Below are 15921 nucleotides of genomic sequence, written 5' to 3' on the forward strand. Positions count from 1 at the left end.
TGATCCTTTAAAAGATTTTGCTAATGGCACTAAAGGCCAGGCTGATTTCTTCTTTAAAACGCCCCATGATAGCCGAAGCGATTAAAATAATGCCCACAAACCCGATCGCAATTTTAACCGGAAACCCAATAGCGAGCAGGTTGAACTGAGGGTGGGTTTTCATGATCATGCCAAAAATAATATCGCTCAATAACACCAAGCATAAAATAGGGAACGCCATAGAAAACCCTATGACAAACAAGTGCGAAAAGGCTTTGACAATGTTTTTAGCTAACGCTGGCTCAAAGACAAATTGCCCTAAAGGGACGGCTTTTAAGCTGTGATCCACAAACAAAATGATTTGATGGTGGAACGATAAATCCAATAAAATTAAAATCGCTAACAATAAAAGGGCTTGCCCCACAATGGGTTTTTGCGATCCTGAAATGGGATCATACGCGCTCGCCATCGTAAGCCCCATAGAAAAGCTGATACTATCGGTTGCAAACACTAAGCTTGCAAAAACGATTTGTAAAAAAATAGATGCGCACACCCCTAAAAACAGCTCGCATAAACATGCAATGATAAAACCCTCTGGCGTGTAAGCGGCGTTTGAAAACTCTAAAGTGGGGTAAAAAATCGCGCTCACATACAAGCTCAAAGCCCCACGTACCGATAATGGCACTAAATGGTTTTCAAAAAAAGGGAAAAAAGATAACACCCCGCTAACCCTTAAAAACAACAAGAAAAAATCCCTAACATGGGGGGTACTAAGTTCTTGAATAAAATCTAGCATTCTTTTTCTTTAAGGATAAAAAAGTAGTGCGTTAGCATTAGGGTTTGTAATAAAGTAGCAAAAAAATTAAAAAAAGGGATTAAGGAAAAAAGATAGCAAAAAAACGAGAAACGATAGTGCTTTAATCGGTGTTGTTTGAGTAGGTTTTGATAACTTTGATGATTAAAAATCGCGCTGGCTATATCCAAGCTCATGGTGTTTTTGAAAAAAAGAAAATGCGGGATTATGGAAAAAAAGACCCCAAAGACTCCTATAAAGGGAATGAAATAAAAGGGCGTTAAAACCGCTAAGAATAAAAGCATAAAAAGGAGCGCTTTTAAAAAATATTTAATAGAAAAAAGGATAGAGCCAAATTCTTCTAAAACGACATGGGGATAATATTTTTGGTGCAAATAAGAGACCACTAAAGGGGTGTAAAAAATAGACGCAAAAACATTGATGACTAAACTCAAAAGAATCGCAATCCAAAAAATAAGAAAATACACCAACGCTTTAAAAACCCATGCGAACACACCAGCGAAAAAGCCTTGAGAATGGGAATAATCATTCAAAGATTGCGGCAATAAAGCTTGGCAATAATTCACAACGTTTCCGCCATTGTAATGAAAAACAGCTCCAAAAAACGCCAAGCTCAAAAGGATAGGGCCAAGATTGATTAAAAGCATTCTGGCGCTTAAAAAATCATTAAAACTTTTTTTAAAAATGGATAGAAACAAAACCATAAGCCTTTTTTAAACTCACTTTTTAAGGGGTATTAAAGCGCAAAGTCCCTTAATCTTATATAGTAAGCTTATCAACATGAGATTGACTAAAGGAGTGTAGAAGTTTTTAATATGGAATAACATGTAATGCTAAAAAACCAAATATATTAAAATAATAACCCTGGTAACCAAGGAAAGAGAATGCATACAACAATAATTACGAATATAATATTCATAATTGCATCGAGGATTTTTGAATCCTTAATTTAACATTCTTTTCCTTTCCAAAAAGAATAAAACTAACACCAAAAAAGATAATCAATATTATTACAACATCTGAGGCGAACATTTTTACCCACTTTGAATGGAATGAATAACTTTAAGCATTTCTTACCCCTCAATGTGAGTTTTCTATAATCATGATAGCTGATTTTGTTTTAAATTTGCTATAATGTGAATTTAATGATGAAAATTAGTTTAGAGTGGAGAACACACAATGAAAAAAAATATCTTAAATTTAGCGTTAGTGGGCGCATTGAGCACGTCGTTTTTGATGGCTAAGCCGGCTCATAATGCGAATAATGCTACGCATAACACGAAAAAAACGACTGATGCTTCAGCAGGCGTGTTAGCGACAGTGGATGGCAGACCCATCACTAAAAGCGATTTTGACATGATTAAGCAACGAAATCCTAATTTTGATTTTGACAAGCTTAAAGAGAAAGAAAAAGAAGCTTTGATTGATCAAGCTATTCGCACCGCGCTTGTAGAAAATGAGGCTAAGGCAGAAAAGCTTAATCAGACTCCAGAATTTAAAGCGATGATGGAAGCGGTTAAAAAACAGGCTTTAGTGGAATTTTGGGCTAAAAAACAGGCTGAAGAAGTGAAAAAAGTCCAAATCCCCGAAAAAGAAATGCAGGATTTTTACAACGCTAATAAAGATCAGCTTTTTGTCAAGCAAGAAGCTCATGCTAGGCATATTTTAGTGAAAACCGAAGATGAGGCTAAACGGATTATTTCTGAGATTGACAAACAGCCAAAGGCTAAAAAAGAAGCCAAATTCATTGAGTTAGCCAATCGGGATACGATTGATCCTAACAGTAAGAACGCGCAAAATGGCGGTGATTTGGGGAAATTCCAAAAGAACCAAATGGCTCCGGATTTTTCTAAAGCCGCTTTCGCTTTAACTCCTGGGGATTACACTAAAACCCCTGTTAAAACAGAGTTTGGTTATCATATTATCTATTTGATTTCTAAAGATAGCCCTGTAACTTATACTTATGAACAAGCTAAACCTACCATTAAGGGGATGTTACAAGAAAAGCTTTTCCAAGAACGCATGAATCAACGAATCGAGGAACTAAGGAAGCACGCTAAAATTGTTATCAACAAGTAATTGATGAGGTGTTATCATGTTAGTTAAAGGCAATGAAATCTTATTGAAAGCCCATAAAGAAGGTTATGGGGTAGGGGCGTTTAATTTCGTGAATTTTGAAATGCTAAACGCTATTTTTGAAGCAGGAAACGAGGAAAATTCCCCGCTTTTCATTCAAGCGAGTGAAGGAGCGATCAAATACATGGGGATTGATATGGCGGTGGGCATGGTGAAAATCATGTGCGAACGCTACCCGCACATTCCTGTAGCCTTACACCTAGATCATGGAACGACTTTTGAAAGCTGTGAAAAAGCCGTGAAAGCGGGTTTCACTTCTGTGATGATTGATGCGTCTCATCATGCGTTTGAAGAGAATTTGGAATTGACTTCTAAAGTGGTCAAAATGGCGCATAACGCTGGGGTGAGCGTGGAAGCGGAGCTGGGGCGTTTAATGGGGATTGAAGACAATATTTCAGTGGATGAAAAGGACGCGGTGTTAGTGAATCCTAAAGAAGCGGAGCGGTTTGTCAAAGAATCTCAAGTGGATTACTTAGCCCCAGCCATTGGGACAAGCCATGGAGCGTTTAAGTTTAAGGGTGAGCCAAAATTGGATTTTGAACGCTTGCAAGAAGTCAAAAGACTCACTAATATCCCTTTAGTTTTGCATGGAGCGAGCGCGATACCAGATAATGTGAGGAAATCTTATTTGGACGCTGGAGGCGATTTGAAAGGCTCTAAGGGCGTGCCTTTTGAATTTCTACAAGAATCTATAAAAGGGGGGATCAATAAGGTCAATACCGATACGGATTTAAGGATCGCTTTCATCGCGGAAGTGCGCAAGGTGGCTAATGAAGATAAGAGTCAATTTGATTTGAGGAAGTTTTTTTCTCCGGCCCAATTAGCGCTTAAAAATGTGGTCAAAGAGCGCATGAAACTTTTGGGCAGCGCTAATAAAATTTAATCAACAAGGAAAGAATATAACATGGCAATTGGGATGAGCGAGCTCAAAAAGGGCTTGAAAATTGAATTGGGTGGTGTGCCTTATAGGATCGTGGAATACCAGCATGTCAAGCCCGGTAAGGGTGCGGCTTTTGTGCGCGCGAAAATCAAATCGTTTTTGGATGGCAAGGTGATTGAAAAGACTTTCCATGCGGGGGATAAGTGCGAAGAGCCTGACCTGGTTGAAAAAACGATGCAATACCTTTATCATGATGGCGATACATACCAATTCATGGATATAGAGAGCTATGAGCAAATCGCTTTGAACGACTCTCAAGTGGGCGAGGCTTCTAAATGGATGCTAGACGGCATGCAAGTGCAGGTTTTATTGCATAATGACAAGGCGATTTCAGTGGATGTGCCGCAAGTTGTGGCTTTAAAGATTGTAGAAACGGCCCCTAATTTTAAGGGCGATACTTCAAGCGCGAGCAAAAAACCAGCGACTTTAGAAACTGGCGCGGTCGTGCAAGTGCCTTTCCATGTTTTAGAGGGTGAGGTGATTAAAGTCAATACGGAAACAGAAGAGTATCTTGAAAAGGTGAAATGAGGTTATCTCTTTAGCGTTTTTAGACACAGCCTTTTTGTCATAAGGGGGTATTATCAGCCCCCTTATTTGAGCTTTTTTTAAAATGCATGCGAAATCTGTGGTTAAAAATTATTTAAAATGGATTGACTTTTTTATTGATCGTCAATAAAAATATTCAAAAGCATTTTTTAAGATTAAATAAGAGATTGATTTAATCAAACGGATAACCTCTCAAAAAGCAGTCTTTTGGGGGTTAGGGGAGATAAAAGAGAGAGAACTTTACCCCCTTACCACTTTGGCGATAGTGCATCAAAAAAGACTTGTTTGTGGCTTAAAAACTTACCACCCTTAAAATATACGAACATCGTTGATCCTGGCGAGTTTATAGAATTTAAAAGCGGTAAAAAAATAGCAAAATGGTATATAGCGATGGACTGACTAAAACAAAATCAGCCAAAGAGCGTCAAATTTGGAGGAGTAAAACATTTCCAGGGTTTGCAAAGGCGATGGCAGAGCAGTGGGGAGAGTTTGTAAAAAATGAGATGTTTAAAAAGGTGAAAAATGAAAGTTTATTTAAGGAAAATTGATAATCAAATATTACATAATAAACGAATCAGTATTAAAAGAGGTATTTTAGAGCATTTTTTTGATAACGCCAACAACCAAGATGAAGTAGATATGAGTGGTATCTTGTCTGATTATAACGATAAAGTTAGCATCCTCTTAACAACAGATCCCAGATTTGGTGGAGGCATTATGAGAATCATCAGGGCAGAAGTTGATAAAATAAAAGAAAACCGATCAAACTATGAATTAAATGTTGATGATATTCTGCTTTTTACTCACATGTCTTATAAAAAATACACATTAGAAATCATTTTACCCACTGACACAAGATACAATGTTTTAAATGGCTTAATCAATAATAGCAAGCATTTATTGGTTTTTAGTGAGAATGAAACGAGTCCTTTAGATGATAGTAAAATAGATGAAAGCGTTAGAATAGATGGGGGAAAAAATATCATCCTTTATGGTGTTCCTGGTAGCGGCAAAAGTTATACTTTGCAAAGAGATTATTGCAATAATAGCGTGGTAGAAAAGATAGTGTTCCACCCTGATTATTCTTATAGTGATTTTGTGGGACAGATTATGCCAAGTGTAGATGATAGCGGTATCGTTAGTTATAAATTTAATCCTGGACCTTTTACAAATATCCTTAAAAAAGCGTATCATAACCCACAAACTAAACATGTTCTGGTGATTGATGAAATAAATCGTGGTAATGCACCTGCCATATTTGGAGAAATTTTTCAACTTCTTGACAGACTAAAACATGACAAAGATGGCTTTAAAAAAGGCTCTAGTGAGTATGCTATCAATAATACGGATATTGCAAATATTGTCCATAACGATAAAAATGCAAGTATAAGAATCCCGTCAAATTTATGGATAGTCGCTACAATGAATACGAGCGATCAAAATGTATTCACGCTAGATACTGCTTTTCAGCGTAGATTTTCTATGCAACTCATTGAAAATTCCTTTGAAAATGTTGATGATGATTTTAAAAATATGAAAATTTTAGATACTGATATAACTTGGCAAAAATTTTGCACTACCATCAATGAAAAAATAGCTCAAAATAACGAGGGGCTGAGTTCTATGGAAGATAAGCGATTTGGCGTTTATTTTGTAAATATTGATGATCTAAAGAGCAAAGAAAATTTTGCGCATAAAGTTATAAAATACCTTTGGGATGATGTCTTTAAATTTGATAGAAATATAATATTTAATACTATAAAATTTAATACACTTGAAGCTGTTGTAAAGAATTTTACCAAAGAAAAAGGTAGAACCCAATTTGATGTTTTTAGTGATGATATAAAAGAACTTTTATTCAATGTTTAATTTAAAAGAACGCTGTTTTACAGACAATGAATTGAACGACAATTTTGTAGGTATTAGAAGCATCAATAATGATTTGCAAATTTGTTTCCCACTAGGATTTGATATAAGCGATAACAAAAACATTAGAGCAGATGTAAAAAAGCTTGTTTCTATTATTTTAGAATACAATAAAACAATTGCATGTGAAAATTTGTTAAATAATAAAAATGAGATTATAGACTCAAATTTTCCACTCATAGCGTATAAAAATGTCATAGAATATTTTTTATCGCATGGTTATTATGCAGAAAATAAAAGCTATTATGAAAATAACGCAAAAGGCAGGATAAATTTTTCCAAAACGATTAAGAAAAATAGACCTATTATTCAAACTTTTAACAATAAAAACTCTTTTGTTTATACTCGTTTTCAAGTTAAAAGGAAGATGATAAACGAAAATGAATTGATAACAGCTATAAACAAATATTGTGTGCATGAAGCGTTTTCTAAACTTGGCTTTGTTTTTAGCTCGTTTATGCCATCAAAATTTAACCTACCCACTGATAAAAATTATTGCATTTATCTGCTTGAAAACAAGCTAAACAACACCTTTAATGATGACAAGAAAATCCTTTTTCAATCCATGAAAAATATTCTTTTACAAGATGATAATATTTTGGATAAGACTGATTTTAAATTTGGAACATATCATTTTTATGTTATTTGGGAAAGAATGATAGACAGAGCATTTGGTATAAAAAATAAAGAAGTTTATTTTCCTAAAACAAAATGGAATTTGCGGTGTTCTAATCAAAACCCTGATTATTTATTACAACCAGATAGCATCATGCTGTTTGACGATAAAATTTACATATTAGATGCAAAATATTATAAATATGGCATAAGTGGAGTTGCAAGCGATTTGCCCAATAGTGCATCCATAATAATAAAACAGATTGTTTATGGCGAATATGCGGCAAAACTAGAAACAAAAAAAGAGGTTTACAATATCTTTTTAATGCCCTTTAACAGATTTAACAATCCGCTAAAATTGGGTAATATTTTTGAAAATATAGGCTTTGCAAATGGAGAGTGGAGAGACAATCTAAAGCGATATGAAAATATACAAGGAATTTTAATAGACACTAAATTTTTAATGCAAAATTATAATAAGAAATCTAATGATCTTTTAAAGTTACTAGCAAAAAATGTTGAAGAAACTAAAAATAATTTTTAAAAATTTTAATCAAAAATCAAATCTAAAACCATAAAACAAAATTTGAAAATCCCATTTTTTAATCAAAACAAACCTACAATGCGCGTTCTATATCATCAGTGCTTAAAGGGGTGTTGGCTTTTAAGAATTTTGACGCCTTTTGGCCTAAAATTTCTTTATAAAATTTAGGGTGTAAGCCAAGGTTGGGGCGTAAGGCTTTGATATTATCGCTAGTCAATGCTTCGCCTTTTTGAATGTCCTTAATGACGAATAAAGAGCGCGCAAAAAATCTTCGCTCCTCTAAAGTCTTTGGATTGATTTTTGGCTCTTCTTCGCCTAAGGCTAAAACGCTTTGCTTGATGGCTTCAACCATGCTTTTAAATTCGTTAAAATCCATGCTAAAAGCGCTGTCTGGGGTTTGTAAGGATTTGTTTAAAATGAAATGCTTTTCTATCATGCTCGCTCCTAAAGTGGTGGCTAAAATGGGGCAAAGAGAGCCAATCGTGTGATCGCTCAAGCCAAATTTAACGCCAAAGGTTTCGCCTAATTTAACCATGCTTAATAAATTAGCGTCTTCTAGTTTGCTAGGATAAGCGCTCACGCATTTTAAAAGGGTGATGTCAAAATTATTCACTCCTCTGCACAATGAGATGGCGTCTTGTAATTCGGCGTGTGTGGCGATACCGCTAGAAAGGATAATGGGCTTTTGTGTGCGAGCGGCCTTTTCAATCAAGTCCAAATCAATGATTTCAAAACTAGCGATTTTATACATGGGGCAATCTAGGCTCTCTAAAAGCTCTAAAGCTTTTGAGCTAAAGGGCGAGCTAAAAATGCCTAAATCAAGCTTTTTAGCCAACTCAAACAATTCAGCATGCCACTCTAGGGGGGTAGAAGCCTTTTGATACAATCCATACAGATTTTCTTTATCCCATAAAGTGCCTTGAATGATGAAAGGATCTTCTTTAGAGTTTAAAGTCATGCAGCTTGGCGTGTAGGTTTGGAGTTTGACAAAATCCGCACCGCTTTCCTTAATGGCATGAAGGCTTTCTTTAGCGAGATTTAAATCCTGGTTATGGTTAGCGCTCAATTCAGCGACAATTTTAGGGCGTTGTAACATTTTTATTTTTCCTTAATCAAAGATTCTTTTTCTAGGCGATAGACTTGAGAGCAAGTGAAGGCTAAATGCTCATCATGCGTGGCTAAGACTAACGCCCCTTCGTTTTCTGTAATGTAATTTTGCAGCATGCTGATGACCTGATTAGCGCTAGTGGTGTCTAAATTCCCGGTGGGTTCATCAGCGATAATGATTTGGGGTTTTTTAGAAAGCACTCTGGCGATGCTTAAGCGTTGTTGCTGGCCGCCGCTCAATTCGCCCACGCCTTGTTTTAGGGTGTGGGCTATGCCTAATTGTTCTAAAAGGGAATGATTTATTTCTTGCTTGGCTAGGATGGAAGCGACTTGCAAGTTTTCTAAAGCGCTAAAACCCTTAAAAAGATAATGCGATTGGAAGATTATGCCCACTTTTAAGCGCCGTAATTCCAAAAGCTTTTTGGAATTTAAGGCATAAATATCCTGGTGTTCTAACAAACTAATCGTCCCACTATTGGGTTTTAGCATGGTGGCTAAATGGCTTAGAAGCGTGCTTTTACCGCTTCCGCTCACGCCTAAAATCGCTAGGCTTTCTTTGGGCTTGATGTGCAAATCCACGCCATTATAAAGAGGCTTTTCAAAAGCATGAGAAATATTAATCGCTTTAATCATGATCGTTTCCTAAAAAGAATATCGCCTAATAAACTAGGGCTTAAGATGTAAGAAGTTGAAAAGTTCGCGCTGTGCAAGATGATCTTATCATAACGCCTTGCGTAGTATTTTAAAAGCGTTCTTTGTAGGGTGGGTTCAATGCTTGGGCTAAACCATGCGTTATTGCTCATCACGATAAAAATTTTTGAAGGGCTGTTTGAATAAGCGGCTTTGGAAGTGCCTTCATAACAAATCAGGGGGCGAAAAGTAAAATCATTTAATGTGAAATCGCTGAAATCAGAAGCGTTGCGGTATAAATAAGCGCTCTCGCCAAAAAAGAGTTTTTCAAGGGGTTTTTGAAGAAACTTAGGTAAAGGCATGGTCTCGCCAAAGGGGGCTAAGATCACTTTATCAGCGATCTGAACGCCCTCTTTAGAAAATAAAAACGAGCTGTTATAAAGGTTATAACCTTGAGTCCGCAATGTCCCTATTAAAATAGCAATATCATCGCTTAAATCTTCTAGTTTGGCTTTAAAGGGGGAGTTTTCTAAAGCGATGGGGTAGGCGGTCTCTGGAAAAACAATCAAGGTTTTTTGCTTGCTTTGAGCGAGTTTGATTTCTTTAAGGATGTTGTTTTCAATATTATTAAGGTAGTTTGAGTCAAATTTCAAATCTTGGGGCGTTTTTGTAGAAACTAATTCAATATTTCCAACCTTTTTTAAATCGCTTGTTTTGAAACCATTAAAATCCAATGCGCCAAGCAACAATAAAACCCCTATGATCCTATATTTTTTAAAGGGTTTAGCACTCAAAAAAACGCAAGCCAAAAAAACAAGCCCTAGCGATAACTTATCCACTCTAAATACGCTATAAGAAAAAAAGCTATCCGGGACTAACCAATCAAATCCAAAAGGGTGGATAAAACTAGAGCCTAAAAAACTCAAAAGCCTGAAGTAGGGGTTTTCAAAATAGAGCAACAAATAAAATAAAACCCCATAAACTAACGCTACTAAAACAATGATTAAGGGTAATAAATAAGTGAAATCCGAGTAGCGAAAGCTTAAAGCGCACCAGTAAAACAATAACACCCCCACGAAAAACCCCAAAGCAAAAGCGCTGTTTCTGGGGGTTTTTAAAAACGCCAGCATGCTTAAAGGGGCTAGCAAACTTGTGAGCATGATAGTGATATAGGGGTTTTCAACCGCATAAGCGTCCAAAACAGCGTTCGCATACACGCTTGAAACAAACATGCATGCCAATAAAAAAGCGTTTTGATTGAACAGAATAAGACGCATGGCTAGATTTTGAAACCTTGAGATTGTTTTAGTGTATTATAGCTATATTTTAATTTAAGAATTTTAGATTGATTTTTTTAAGGGTAGTTTTTTTTAAGTTGTGTTATTATTTTCAAATTTCAAGCCTAAAGAGCGTGAATTGGCATGATTTAAGAATAATGGGTGTTTGTTTTAAAACGCTACGACTATCCTTTATATGAGATAGAGATAATGAGAGAAAGGTTTGGGTTTAGGGTTTGAACTATATTGATTTGGCGTTACTTGTGGTAGTGGTAGCCTTTGGGATTAGGGGGTTTTATCATGGCTTCGTGAGTGAAATAGCAGGGACTTTGGGGATTGTGCTTGGCGTTTATTTGGCGTCTCGCTATTCTGTGGCTGTTGGGAATTTATTTTCAGAGCATTTGTATGATTTAAGAAATGAAACCATGACCAATCTCATTGGTTTTTTACTGGTGTTGGCGTCCATTTGGGTGTTTTTTTTAGCTCTTGGAGTGTTGCTAGGCAAGATGTTAGTCTTTAGCGGTCTAGGCATTATAGACAAGGCGTTGGGGTTTATTTTTTCATGTTTGAAGACTTTTTTAGTGCTTTCTTTCATCCTTTATGCGCTCTCTAAAATGGATTTAATGAAAGACGCTAACGCCTATTTGCAAGAAAAGAGCGCTATTTTCCCCACCATGAAAAGCATCGCCAGTAAGATCATGCGCCTTGATGGCGTCAAACATGTGGAGAAAAACCTTAAAGACAACCTTGAAGAAATGAGCGATGAAGTTAAAAATAAAGAATCTATTGATAACGCCAAAGAATCTTTTAATAAGGCTACGGATAAGGGCGTAGAAGCTTTAAAAGAAAAGGCTAAAGATTTGCCTAAAAACATGCTAGAGCCAAAACACAATAAACCCAACCAAACCCCACCAATCCCAACCCCATCTAATAAAGAACCCCTATAAAGGCATCACATGTTTTCTAACCAATACATCCAACAACGCATCCATAAAGCCAATAGCTTGAGAGAAGAAGGCAAAAACCCTTATAAAAATGGCTTGAAACGAAGCCTGACCAACGCCGCTTTTTTAGAAAAATACGCTTATGTTAAGGGTTTAGAAGAGCCTAAAGACAAAGAAAAATGCGAGAGCGTTGTAGGGAGGGTCAAGCTTTTGCGTTTAATGGGTAAGGCATGTTTTATTAAAATTGAAGATGAAAGCGCGATTTTACAAGCTTATGTTTCGCAAAATGAATTGAACGATGAGTTTAAAAGCTTGAAAAAGCATTTAGAAGTGGGCGATATTGTGTTGGTGAAAGGTTTCCCTTTTGCTACCAAAACCGGTGAATTAAGCATTCATGCCCTAGAATTTCACATTTTAAGCAAAACCATCGTGCCTTTGCCTGAGAAATTTCATGGACTGAGCGATATAGAATTGCGTTACCGCCAACGCTACTTGGATTTGATCGTCAATCCTGGCGTTAAAGATGTGTTTAAAAAGCGCAGTTTGATCGTCTCTAGCGTGCGGAAATTCTTTGAAATGGAAGGGTTTTTAGAAGTGGAAACCCCTATGATGCACCCCATTCCTGGTGGGGCGAACGCAAGGCCTTTCATCACTTATCATAACGCTTTAGAAGTTGAAAGGTATTTGAGAATCGCCCCAGAATTATACCTTAAACGCCTGATTGTAGGGGGGTTTGAGGCGGTGTTTGAAATCAATCGTAATTTCAGGAATGAGGGCATGGATCACAGCCATAACCCTGAATTTACGATGATTGAGTTTTACTGGGCGTATCACACTTATGAGGATTTGATTGAACTCAGTAAGAGACTATTTGACTACTTGCTAAAGACTTTAAATTTAGATTCAAAAATCATTTACAATGATATGGAAGTGGATTTCAACCAAACGAGCGTGATTTCTTATTTGGACGCTTTGGAAACAATAGGGGGCATTAGTAAGGGCATTTTAGAAAAAGAAGACAGGCTTTTGGCTTATTTGTTAGAGCAGGGCATTAAAGTAGAGCCAAACCTCACTCATGGCAAATTGCTCGCTGAAGCGTTTGATCATTTTGTAGAGCATAAGCTCATTAACCCCACTTTTGTAACCGAATACCCTATTGAAATTAGCCCCCTAGCCAGACGCAACGATAATAACCCTAATATTGCTGACAGGTTTGAATTGTTTATTGCAGGTAAAGAAATCGCTAACGGCTTTAGCGAATTGAATGACCCATTAGATCAACTAGAGCGCTTTAAAAACCAAGTGGCTGAGAAAGAAAAAGGCGATGAAGAAGCCCAATACATGGATGAAGATTATGTGTGGGCCCTAGCCCATGGGATGCCCCCCACTGCAGGGCAAGGCATAGGTATTGACAGATTGGTGATGTTACTCACTGGGGCTAAAAGCATTAAAGATGTGATTTTATTCCCAGCGATGCGCCCTGTTAAAAACGATTTTAATGTGGAGAGTGAAGAATAATGGCGTATTTTTTAGAACAAAGCGATAGTGAAATTTTTGAGTTGATCTTTGAAGAGTTTAAGCGCCAAAACGAGCATTTAGAAATGATAGCGAGCGAGAATTACACTTTTGCTAGCGTCATGGAGGCTATGGGGAGTATTTTAACGAATAAATACGCTGAAGGCTATCCTAACAAACGCTATTATGGAGGCTGTGAAGTGGTGGATAAAGTAGAAAGCCTGGCCATAGAAAGGGCTAAAAAGCTTTTTAATTGCCAGTTTGCTAACGTGCAAGCGCATTCAGGCTCGCAAGCCAATAACGCTGTCTATCACGCCCTTTTAAAGCCTTATGATAAGATTTTAGGTATGGATTTAAGCTGTGGAGGGCATTTAACGCATGGCGCTAAAGTGAGTTTAACCGGCAAGCATTACCAGAGCTTTTCTTATGGCGTGGGTTTGGATGGCTATATTGATTATGAAGAGGCGCTAAGAATCGCTCAAAGCGTTAAGCCACAAATCATTGTGTGCGGGTTTTCAGCCTATCCAAGGGAGATTGATTTTAAGAAATTTAGGGAAATCGCTGATGAAGTGGGGGCGTTATTACTAGGCGATATAGCTCATGTGGCAGGGCTTGTAGTCGCTGATGAGCATGCCCATCCTTTCCCGCATTGCCATGTGGTTTCAAGCACCACTCATAAGACCTTAAGAGGGCCTAGAGGGGGGCTTATTTTAACCAATGACGAAGAGATAGCGGATAAGATTGACAAAGCGATTTTTCCAGGGACTCAAGGCGGGCCTTTGATGCATGCGATCGCTGCTAAGGCGGTGGGGTTTAAAGAGAATTTAAAACCAGAGTTTAAAGCTTACGCGAAATTAGTGAAATCTAACATGCAAGTTTTGGCTAAAGCGTTAAAAGAAAAAAACCATAAGTTAGTGAGCGGTGGCACTTCTAACCATTTGCTTTTAATGGATTTCTTAGATAAGCCTTATAGCGGAAAAGACGCTGATATTGCCTTAGGGAATGCCGGGATCACCGTGAATAAAAACACCATTCCTGGCGAAACGCGCAGCCCTTTTGTAACGAGTGGGATAAGGATTGGCTCAGCGGCATTGAGCGCAAGAGGCATGGGAGCTAAGGAATTTGAAATCATAGGGAATAAAATATCAGATATTTTGAATGATATTAATAATGTTAGTTTGCAATTGCATGTGAAAGAAGAATTGAAGGCCATGGCCAATCAATTCCCTGTGTACCACCAACCTATTTTTTAAGGAAGCATGATGACGGAAATGGAATTAAAGCTCATTAAAATAGACACAAGCCATTATTTTGAAAAAAAACCAGGCTTGGGGGAGAGAATGGATTATGCGGGTCGTTGTTATTATAATAAATTCCAAAGAGTGAATGCCATGCTCACAAGCTCGCTCATTCAAAAGCATTTGAAAAGGGAAATAGAAATCGCGCACAACCTTATTTTGCGTAACGATAAGGTGGAAAACATCGTGTTTGATTATAACGGGAGGAACCCAGAGCGTTTTTATCATAAGGCGCAGTTATTGCTTCGTGAAGAGGGTTTTATGAATTTTACCGCTTATAACACGAAAACGCCAGGGCATTTGCATTTGTATGTGCATAAGGGGCATACGGAATTGGGCGAGGGCGAAAGGTTGGTTAAAACTTTGTCTATGAAATTAGCACAAGGGTTGCCTAAAGAATGGAGGGTTTTCCCTAGCAATGAATGGCCTAAGGAATTTAATATTTTAGCTTTACCTTATGAAGTGTTTGCAAAAGAGCGCGGGAGCTCTTGGGCGAAGCATTTATAACCATTTTTTGAAAGGATTTTTGATGTCAGAAAAAGAAAGACTGAATGAAGTGATCTTAGAAGAAGAAAATAATGGGGGCGGCACTAAAAAGGTGTTTTTGATCGTGGCTATAGCCGTTATTGTTTTAGCGGTGCTTTTAATGGTGTTTTGGAAAAGCACGAGAGTCGCTCCTAAAGAGACTTTTTTACAAACCGATAGCGGCATGCAAAAAATAGGCAACACTAAAGACGAGAAAAAAGACGATGCGTTTGAAAACTTGAATTTGGACCCTTCCAAACAAGAAAGCGATCTGGACAAAGTGGCGGATAATGTTAAAAAGCAAGAAAGCGATGCGTTTAAAATGCCCACCCAAACCAATCAAACTCAAACGGAGATGAAAACAACAGAAGAAACGCAAGAAGCTAAAAAAGAATTAAAAGCTGTTGAGCACACTCCTGTGAGTGCTCAAAAAGAATCTCAAGCTGTGGCTAAAAAAGAAACCCCCCATAAAAAGCCTAAAGCAACCCCTAAAGATAAGGAAGCTCATAAAGATAAAGCTAAGCATGCGGCTAAAAAAGAGCCAAAAGCCAAAAAAGAAGCCCATAAAGAAGTTCCTAAAAAAGCCAATTCTAAAACCACTAAAGGGCATTATTTGCAAGTGGGGGTTTTTGCGCACACGCCCAATAAAGCGTTTTTGCAAGCGTTTAACCAATTCCCCCATAAGATTGAAGATAGGGGAGCGACGAAGCGCTATCTCATAGGCCCTTATAAGAGCAAACAAGAAGCCTTAATGCATGCTGATGAAGTCAGCAAAAAGATGACTAAACCGGTTGTCATAGAAGCGCGCTAGGGGTTTTTTAGCTAGAAATTCTTATTCTTTTTCTTGGGCAGTTTTTAGCGGATTGCCCAAGCATTAAAACGGGCAACTTACTCCTCGCATAATTTTAACAAAAGAGTCAAGATAAGCGGATTTTTTAATCAATATACCTATTTGGTCTTTGAGGAATTCAGATAATTCTTGCGTTTGAATTCAGTCTTAAAGAGCATTCATTCGCTAAAGACATTTGTTTGTTGTTTGAAAACTATGGGGGCGTTTAAAACTTATGAAATTATTGTTTGTTGTTTGATAACCCCCTAACTCTCCAAGAAGAGAGCGGTTTGAAA

General features: G+C 37.4%; 15 protein-coding genes and 2 pseudogenes. 11 read left to right on the forward strand and 6 right to left on the reverse strand.

Going from position 1 to position 15921, the window contains the following annotated elements; all coding sequences use genetic code 11:
- Positions 1 to 7: 7 nt before the first annotated feature.
- The 3 genes and pseudogenes from fliR to H7N69_RS07840 form a co-directional block, all read right to left on the reverse strand.
- The gene (gene fliR, locus H7N69_RS01685) at positions 8 to 775 is read right to left on the reverse strand and encodes a flagellar biosynthetic protein FliR (RefSeq protein WP_000883706.1); all 768 of its coding nucleotides are present in this window, start codon (positions 773 to 775) and stop codon (positions 8 to 10) included.
- Positions 769 to 1497 carry an EI24 domain-containing protein gene (locus H7N69_RS01690; RefSeq protein WP_033585059.1) on the reverse strand — a complete coding sequence of 243 codons (729 nt, stop codon included), beginning with the start codon at positions 1495 to 1497 and terminating at the stop codon, positions 769 to 771. Before H7N69_RS01690 ends, fliR begins: the two co-directional genes overlap by 7 nt.
- Positions 1498 to 1603: 106 nt before the next feature.
- Positions 1604 to 1825: pseudogene (locus H7N69_RS07840) on the reverse strand (hypothetical protein).
- A gap of 147 nt (positions 1826 to 1972) precedes the next feature.
- On the opposite strand from H7N69_RS07840, the gene cbf2 reads away from it, so the two are divergent.
- The 6 genes and pseudogenes from cbf2 to H7N69_RS01720 all read left to right on the forward strand — a co-directional run bounded on the left by cbf2 (position 1973) and on the right by H7N69_RS01720 (position 7500).
- Positions 1973 to 2872: a peptidylprolyl isomerase CBF2 gene (gene cbf2 / locus H7N69_RS01695; RefSeq protein ID WP_187884599.1), complete on the forward strand. Its 900-nt coding sequence runs from the start codon at positions 1973 to 1975 to the stop codon at positions 2870 to 2872.
- Between the two features lie 16 nt (positions 2873 to 2888).
- The gene (locus H7N69_RS01700; RefSeq protein ID WP_000960457.1) at positions 2889 to 3812 is read left to right on the forward strand and encodes a class II fructose-bisphosphate aldolase; all 924 of its coding nucleotides are present in this window, start codon (positions 2889 to 2891) and stop codon (positions 3810 to 3812) included.
- 21 nt (positions 3813 to 3833) lie between these two features.
- Entirely contained in the window at positions 3834 to 4397 is a 564-nt protein-coding gene (efp, locus tag H7N69_RS01705) for an elongation factor P (RefSeq protein WP_187884600.1), read from the forward strand.
- A gap of 261 nt (positions 4398 to 4658) precedes the next feature.
- Positions 4659 to 4963, forward strand: a pseudogene (locus H7N69_RS01710) (hypothetical protein); the annotation flags it as partial.
- Entirely contained in the window at positions 4938 to 6284 is a 1347-nt protein-coding gene (locus tag H7N69_RS01715; protein WP_187884601.1) for an McrB family protein, read from the forward strand. The pseudogene H7N69_RS01710 and the gene H7N69_RS01715, both read left to right, overlap by 26 nt.
- Entirely contained in the window at positions 6277 to 7500 is a 1224-nt protein-coding gene (locus H7N69_RS01720) for an LlaJI family restriction endonuclease (protein ID WP_187884602.1), read from the forward strand. The genes H7N69_RS01715 and H7N69_RS01720 overlap by 8 nt, the downstream gene beginning before the upstream one ends.
- Positions 7501 to 7573: 73 nt before the next feature.
- On the opposite strand, the gene pseI is transcribed toward H7N69_RS01720, so the two are convergent.
- From pseI to H7N69_RS01735, 3 genes are read right to left on the reverse strand one after another with little or no spacing between them, the layout of a single operon-like run.
- Complete coding sequence (pseI, locus tag H7N69_RS01725; RefSeq protein ID WP_187884603.1) at positions 7574 to 8596, reverse strand: pseudaminic acid synthase; 1023 nt, start codon at positions 8594 to 8596, stop codon at positions 7574 to 7576.
- Between the two features lie 2 nt (positions 8597 to 8598).
- A complete protein-coding gene (locus tag H7N69_RS01730) occupies positions 8599 to 9240 on the reverse strand; it encodes an ABC transporter ATP-binding protein (protein WP_108339871.1) in 642 nt (213 codons plus the stop codon).
- A complete protein-coding gene (locus tag H7N69_RS01735) occupies positions 9237 to 10514 on the reverse strand; it encodes an apolipoprotein N-acyltransferase (RefSeq protein WP_187884604.1) in 1278 nt (425 codons plus the stop codon). The genes H7N69_RS01730 and H7N69_RS01735 overlap by 4 nt, the downstream gene beginning before the upstream one ends.
- Before the next feature lie 236 nt (positions 10515 to 10750).
- On the opposite strand from H7N69_RS01735, the gene H7N69_RS01740 reads away from it, so the two are divergent.
- Genes H7N69_RS01740 through H7N69_RS01760 form a run of 5 tightly spaced genes read left to right on the forward strand, consistent with a single transcriptional unit; the run spans position 10751 to position 15607 of the window.
- Positions 10751 to 11461 (forward strand): CvpA family protein, encoded by a 711-nt coding sequence (locus tag H7N69_RS01740; protein ID WP_187884605.1) that lies wholly within the window; start codon positions 10751 to 10753, stop codon positions 11459 to 11461.
- Positions 11462 to 11470: 9 nt separating this feature from the next.
- Positions 11471 to 12976 (forward strand): lysine--tRNA ligase, encoded by a 1506-nt coding sequence (gene lysS / locus H7N69_RS01745; RefSeq protein WP_187884606.1) that lies wholly within the window; start codon positions 11471 to 11473, stop codon positions 12974 to 12976.
- On the forward strand, positions 12976 to 14226 hold the full coding sequence (locus tag H7N69_RS01750) for a serine hydroxymethyltransferase (RefSeq protein ID WP_187884607.1): 1251 nt from the start codon (positions 12976 to 12978) through the stop codon (positions 14224 to 14226). Before lysS ends, H7N69_RS01750 begins: the two co-directional genes overlap by 1 nt.
- Before the next feature lie 9 nt (positions 14227 to 14235).
- The gene (locus H7N69_RS01755) at positions 14236 to 14778 is read left to right on the forward strand and encodes a DUF1882 domain-containing protein (RefSeq protein WP_024368853.1); all 543 of its coding nucleotides are present in this window, start codon (positions 14236 to 14238) and stop codon (positions 14776 to 14778) included.
- 22 nt (positions 14779 to 14800) lie between these two features.
- Positions 14801 to 15607, forward strand: coding sequence for an SPOR domain-containing protein (locus H7N69_RS01760; RefSeq protein WP_187884608.1), 807 nt, complete (start codon positions 14801 to 14803; stop codon positions 15605 to 15607).
- Positions 15608 to 15921: the final 314 nt, after the last annotated feature.

It is taken from the genome of Helicobacter pylori (assembly GCF_014497725.1).
GTDB classification, from domain to species: domain Bacteria; phylum Campylobacterota; class Campylobacteria; order Campylobacterales; family Helicobacteraceae; genus Helicobacter; species Helicobacter pylori_DE.

Bases quoted from the DNA above. Each gene is read 5' to 3' on its own strand.
- H7N69_RS01700 (WP_000960457.1), top strand. From the start codon at position 2,889: ATGTTAGTTAAAGGCAATGAAATCTTATTGAAAGCCCATAAAGAAGGT.
- H7N69_RS01730 (WP_108339871.1), bottom strand. From the start codon at position 9,240: ATGATTAAAGCGATTAATATTTCTCATGCTTTTGAAAAGCCTCTTTAT.
- fliR (WP_000883706.1), bottom strand. From the start codon at position 775: ATGCTAGATTTTATTCAAGAACTTAGTACCCCCCATGTTAGGGATTTT.
- H7N69_RS01720 (WP_187884602.1), top strand. From the start codon at position 6,277: ATGTTTAATTTAAAAGAACGCTGTTTTACAGACAATGAATTGAACGAC.
- H7N69_RS01690 (WP_033585059.1), bottom strand. From the start codon at position 1,497: ATGGTTTTGTTTCTATCCATTTTTAAAAAAAGTTTTAATGATTTTTTA.
- H7N69_RS01715 (WP_187884601.1), top strand. From the start codon at position 4,938: ATGAAAGTTTATTTAAGGAAAATTGATAATCAAATATTACATAATAAA.
- H7N69_RS01735 (WP_187884604.1), bottom strand. From the start codon at position 10,514: ATGCGTCTTATTCTGTTCAATCAAAACGCTTTTTTATTGGCATGCATG.
- H7N69_RS01760 (WP_187884608.1), top strand. From the start codon at position 14,801: ATGTCAGAAAAAGAAAGACTGAATGAAGTGATCTTAGAAGAAGAAAAT.
- lysS (WP_187884606.1), top strand. From the start codon at position 11,471: ATGTTTTCTAACCAATACATCCAACAACGCATCCATAAAGCCAATAGC.
- cbf2 (WP_187884599.1), top strand. From the start codon at position 1,973: ATGAAAAAAAATATCTTAAATTTAGCGTTAGTGGGCGCATTGAGCACG.
- pseI (WP_187884603.1), bottom strand. From the start codon at position 8,596: ATGTTACAACGCCCTAAAATTGTCGCTGAATTGAGCGCTAACCATAAC.
- H7N69_RS01750 (WP_187884607.1), top strand. From the start codon at position 12,976: ATGGCGTATTTTTTAGAACAAAGCGATAGTGAAATTTTTGAGTTGATC.
- efp (WP_187884600.1), top strand. From the start codon at position 3,834: ATGGCAATTGGGATGAGCGAGCTCAAAAAGGGCTTGAAAATTGAATTG.
- H7N69_RS01755 (WP_024368853.1), top strand. From the start codon at position 14,236: ATGACGGAAATGGAATTAAAGCTCATTAAAATAGACACAAGCCATTAT.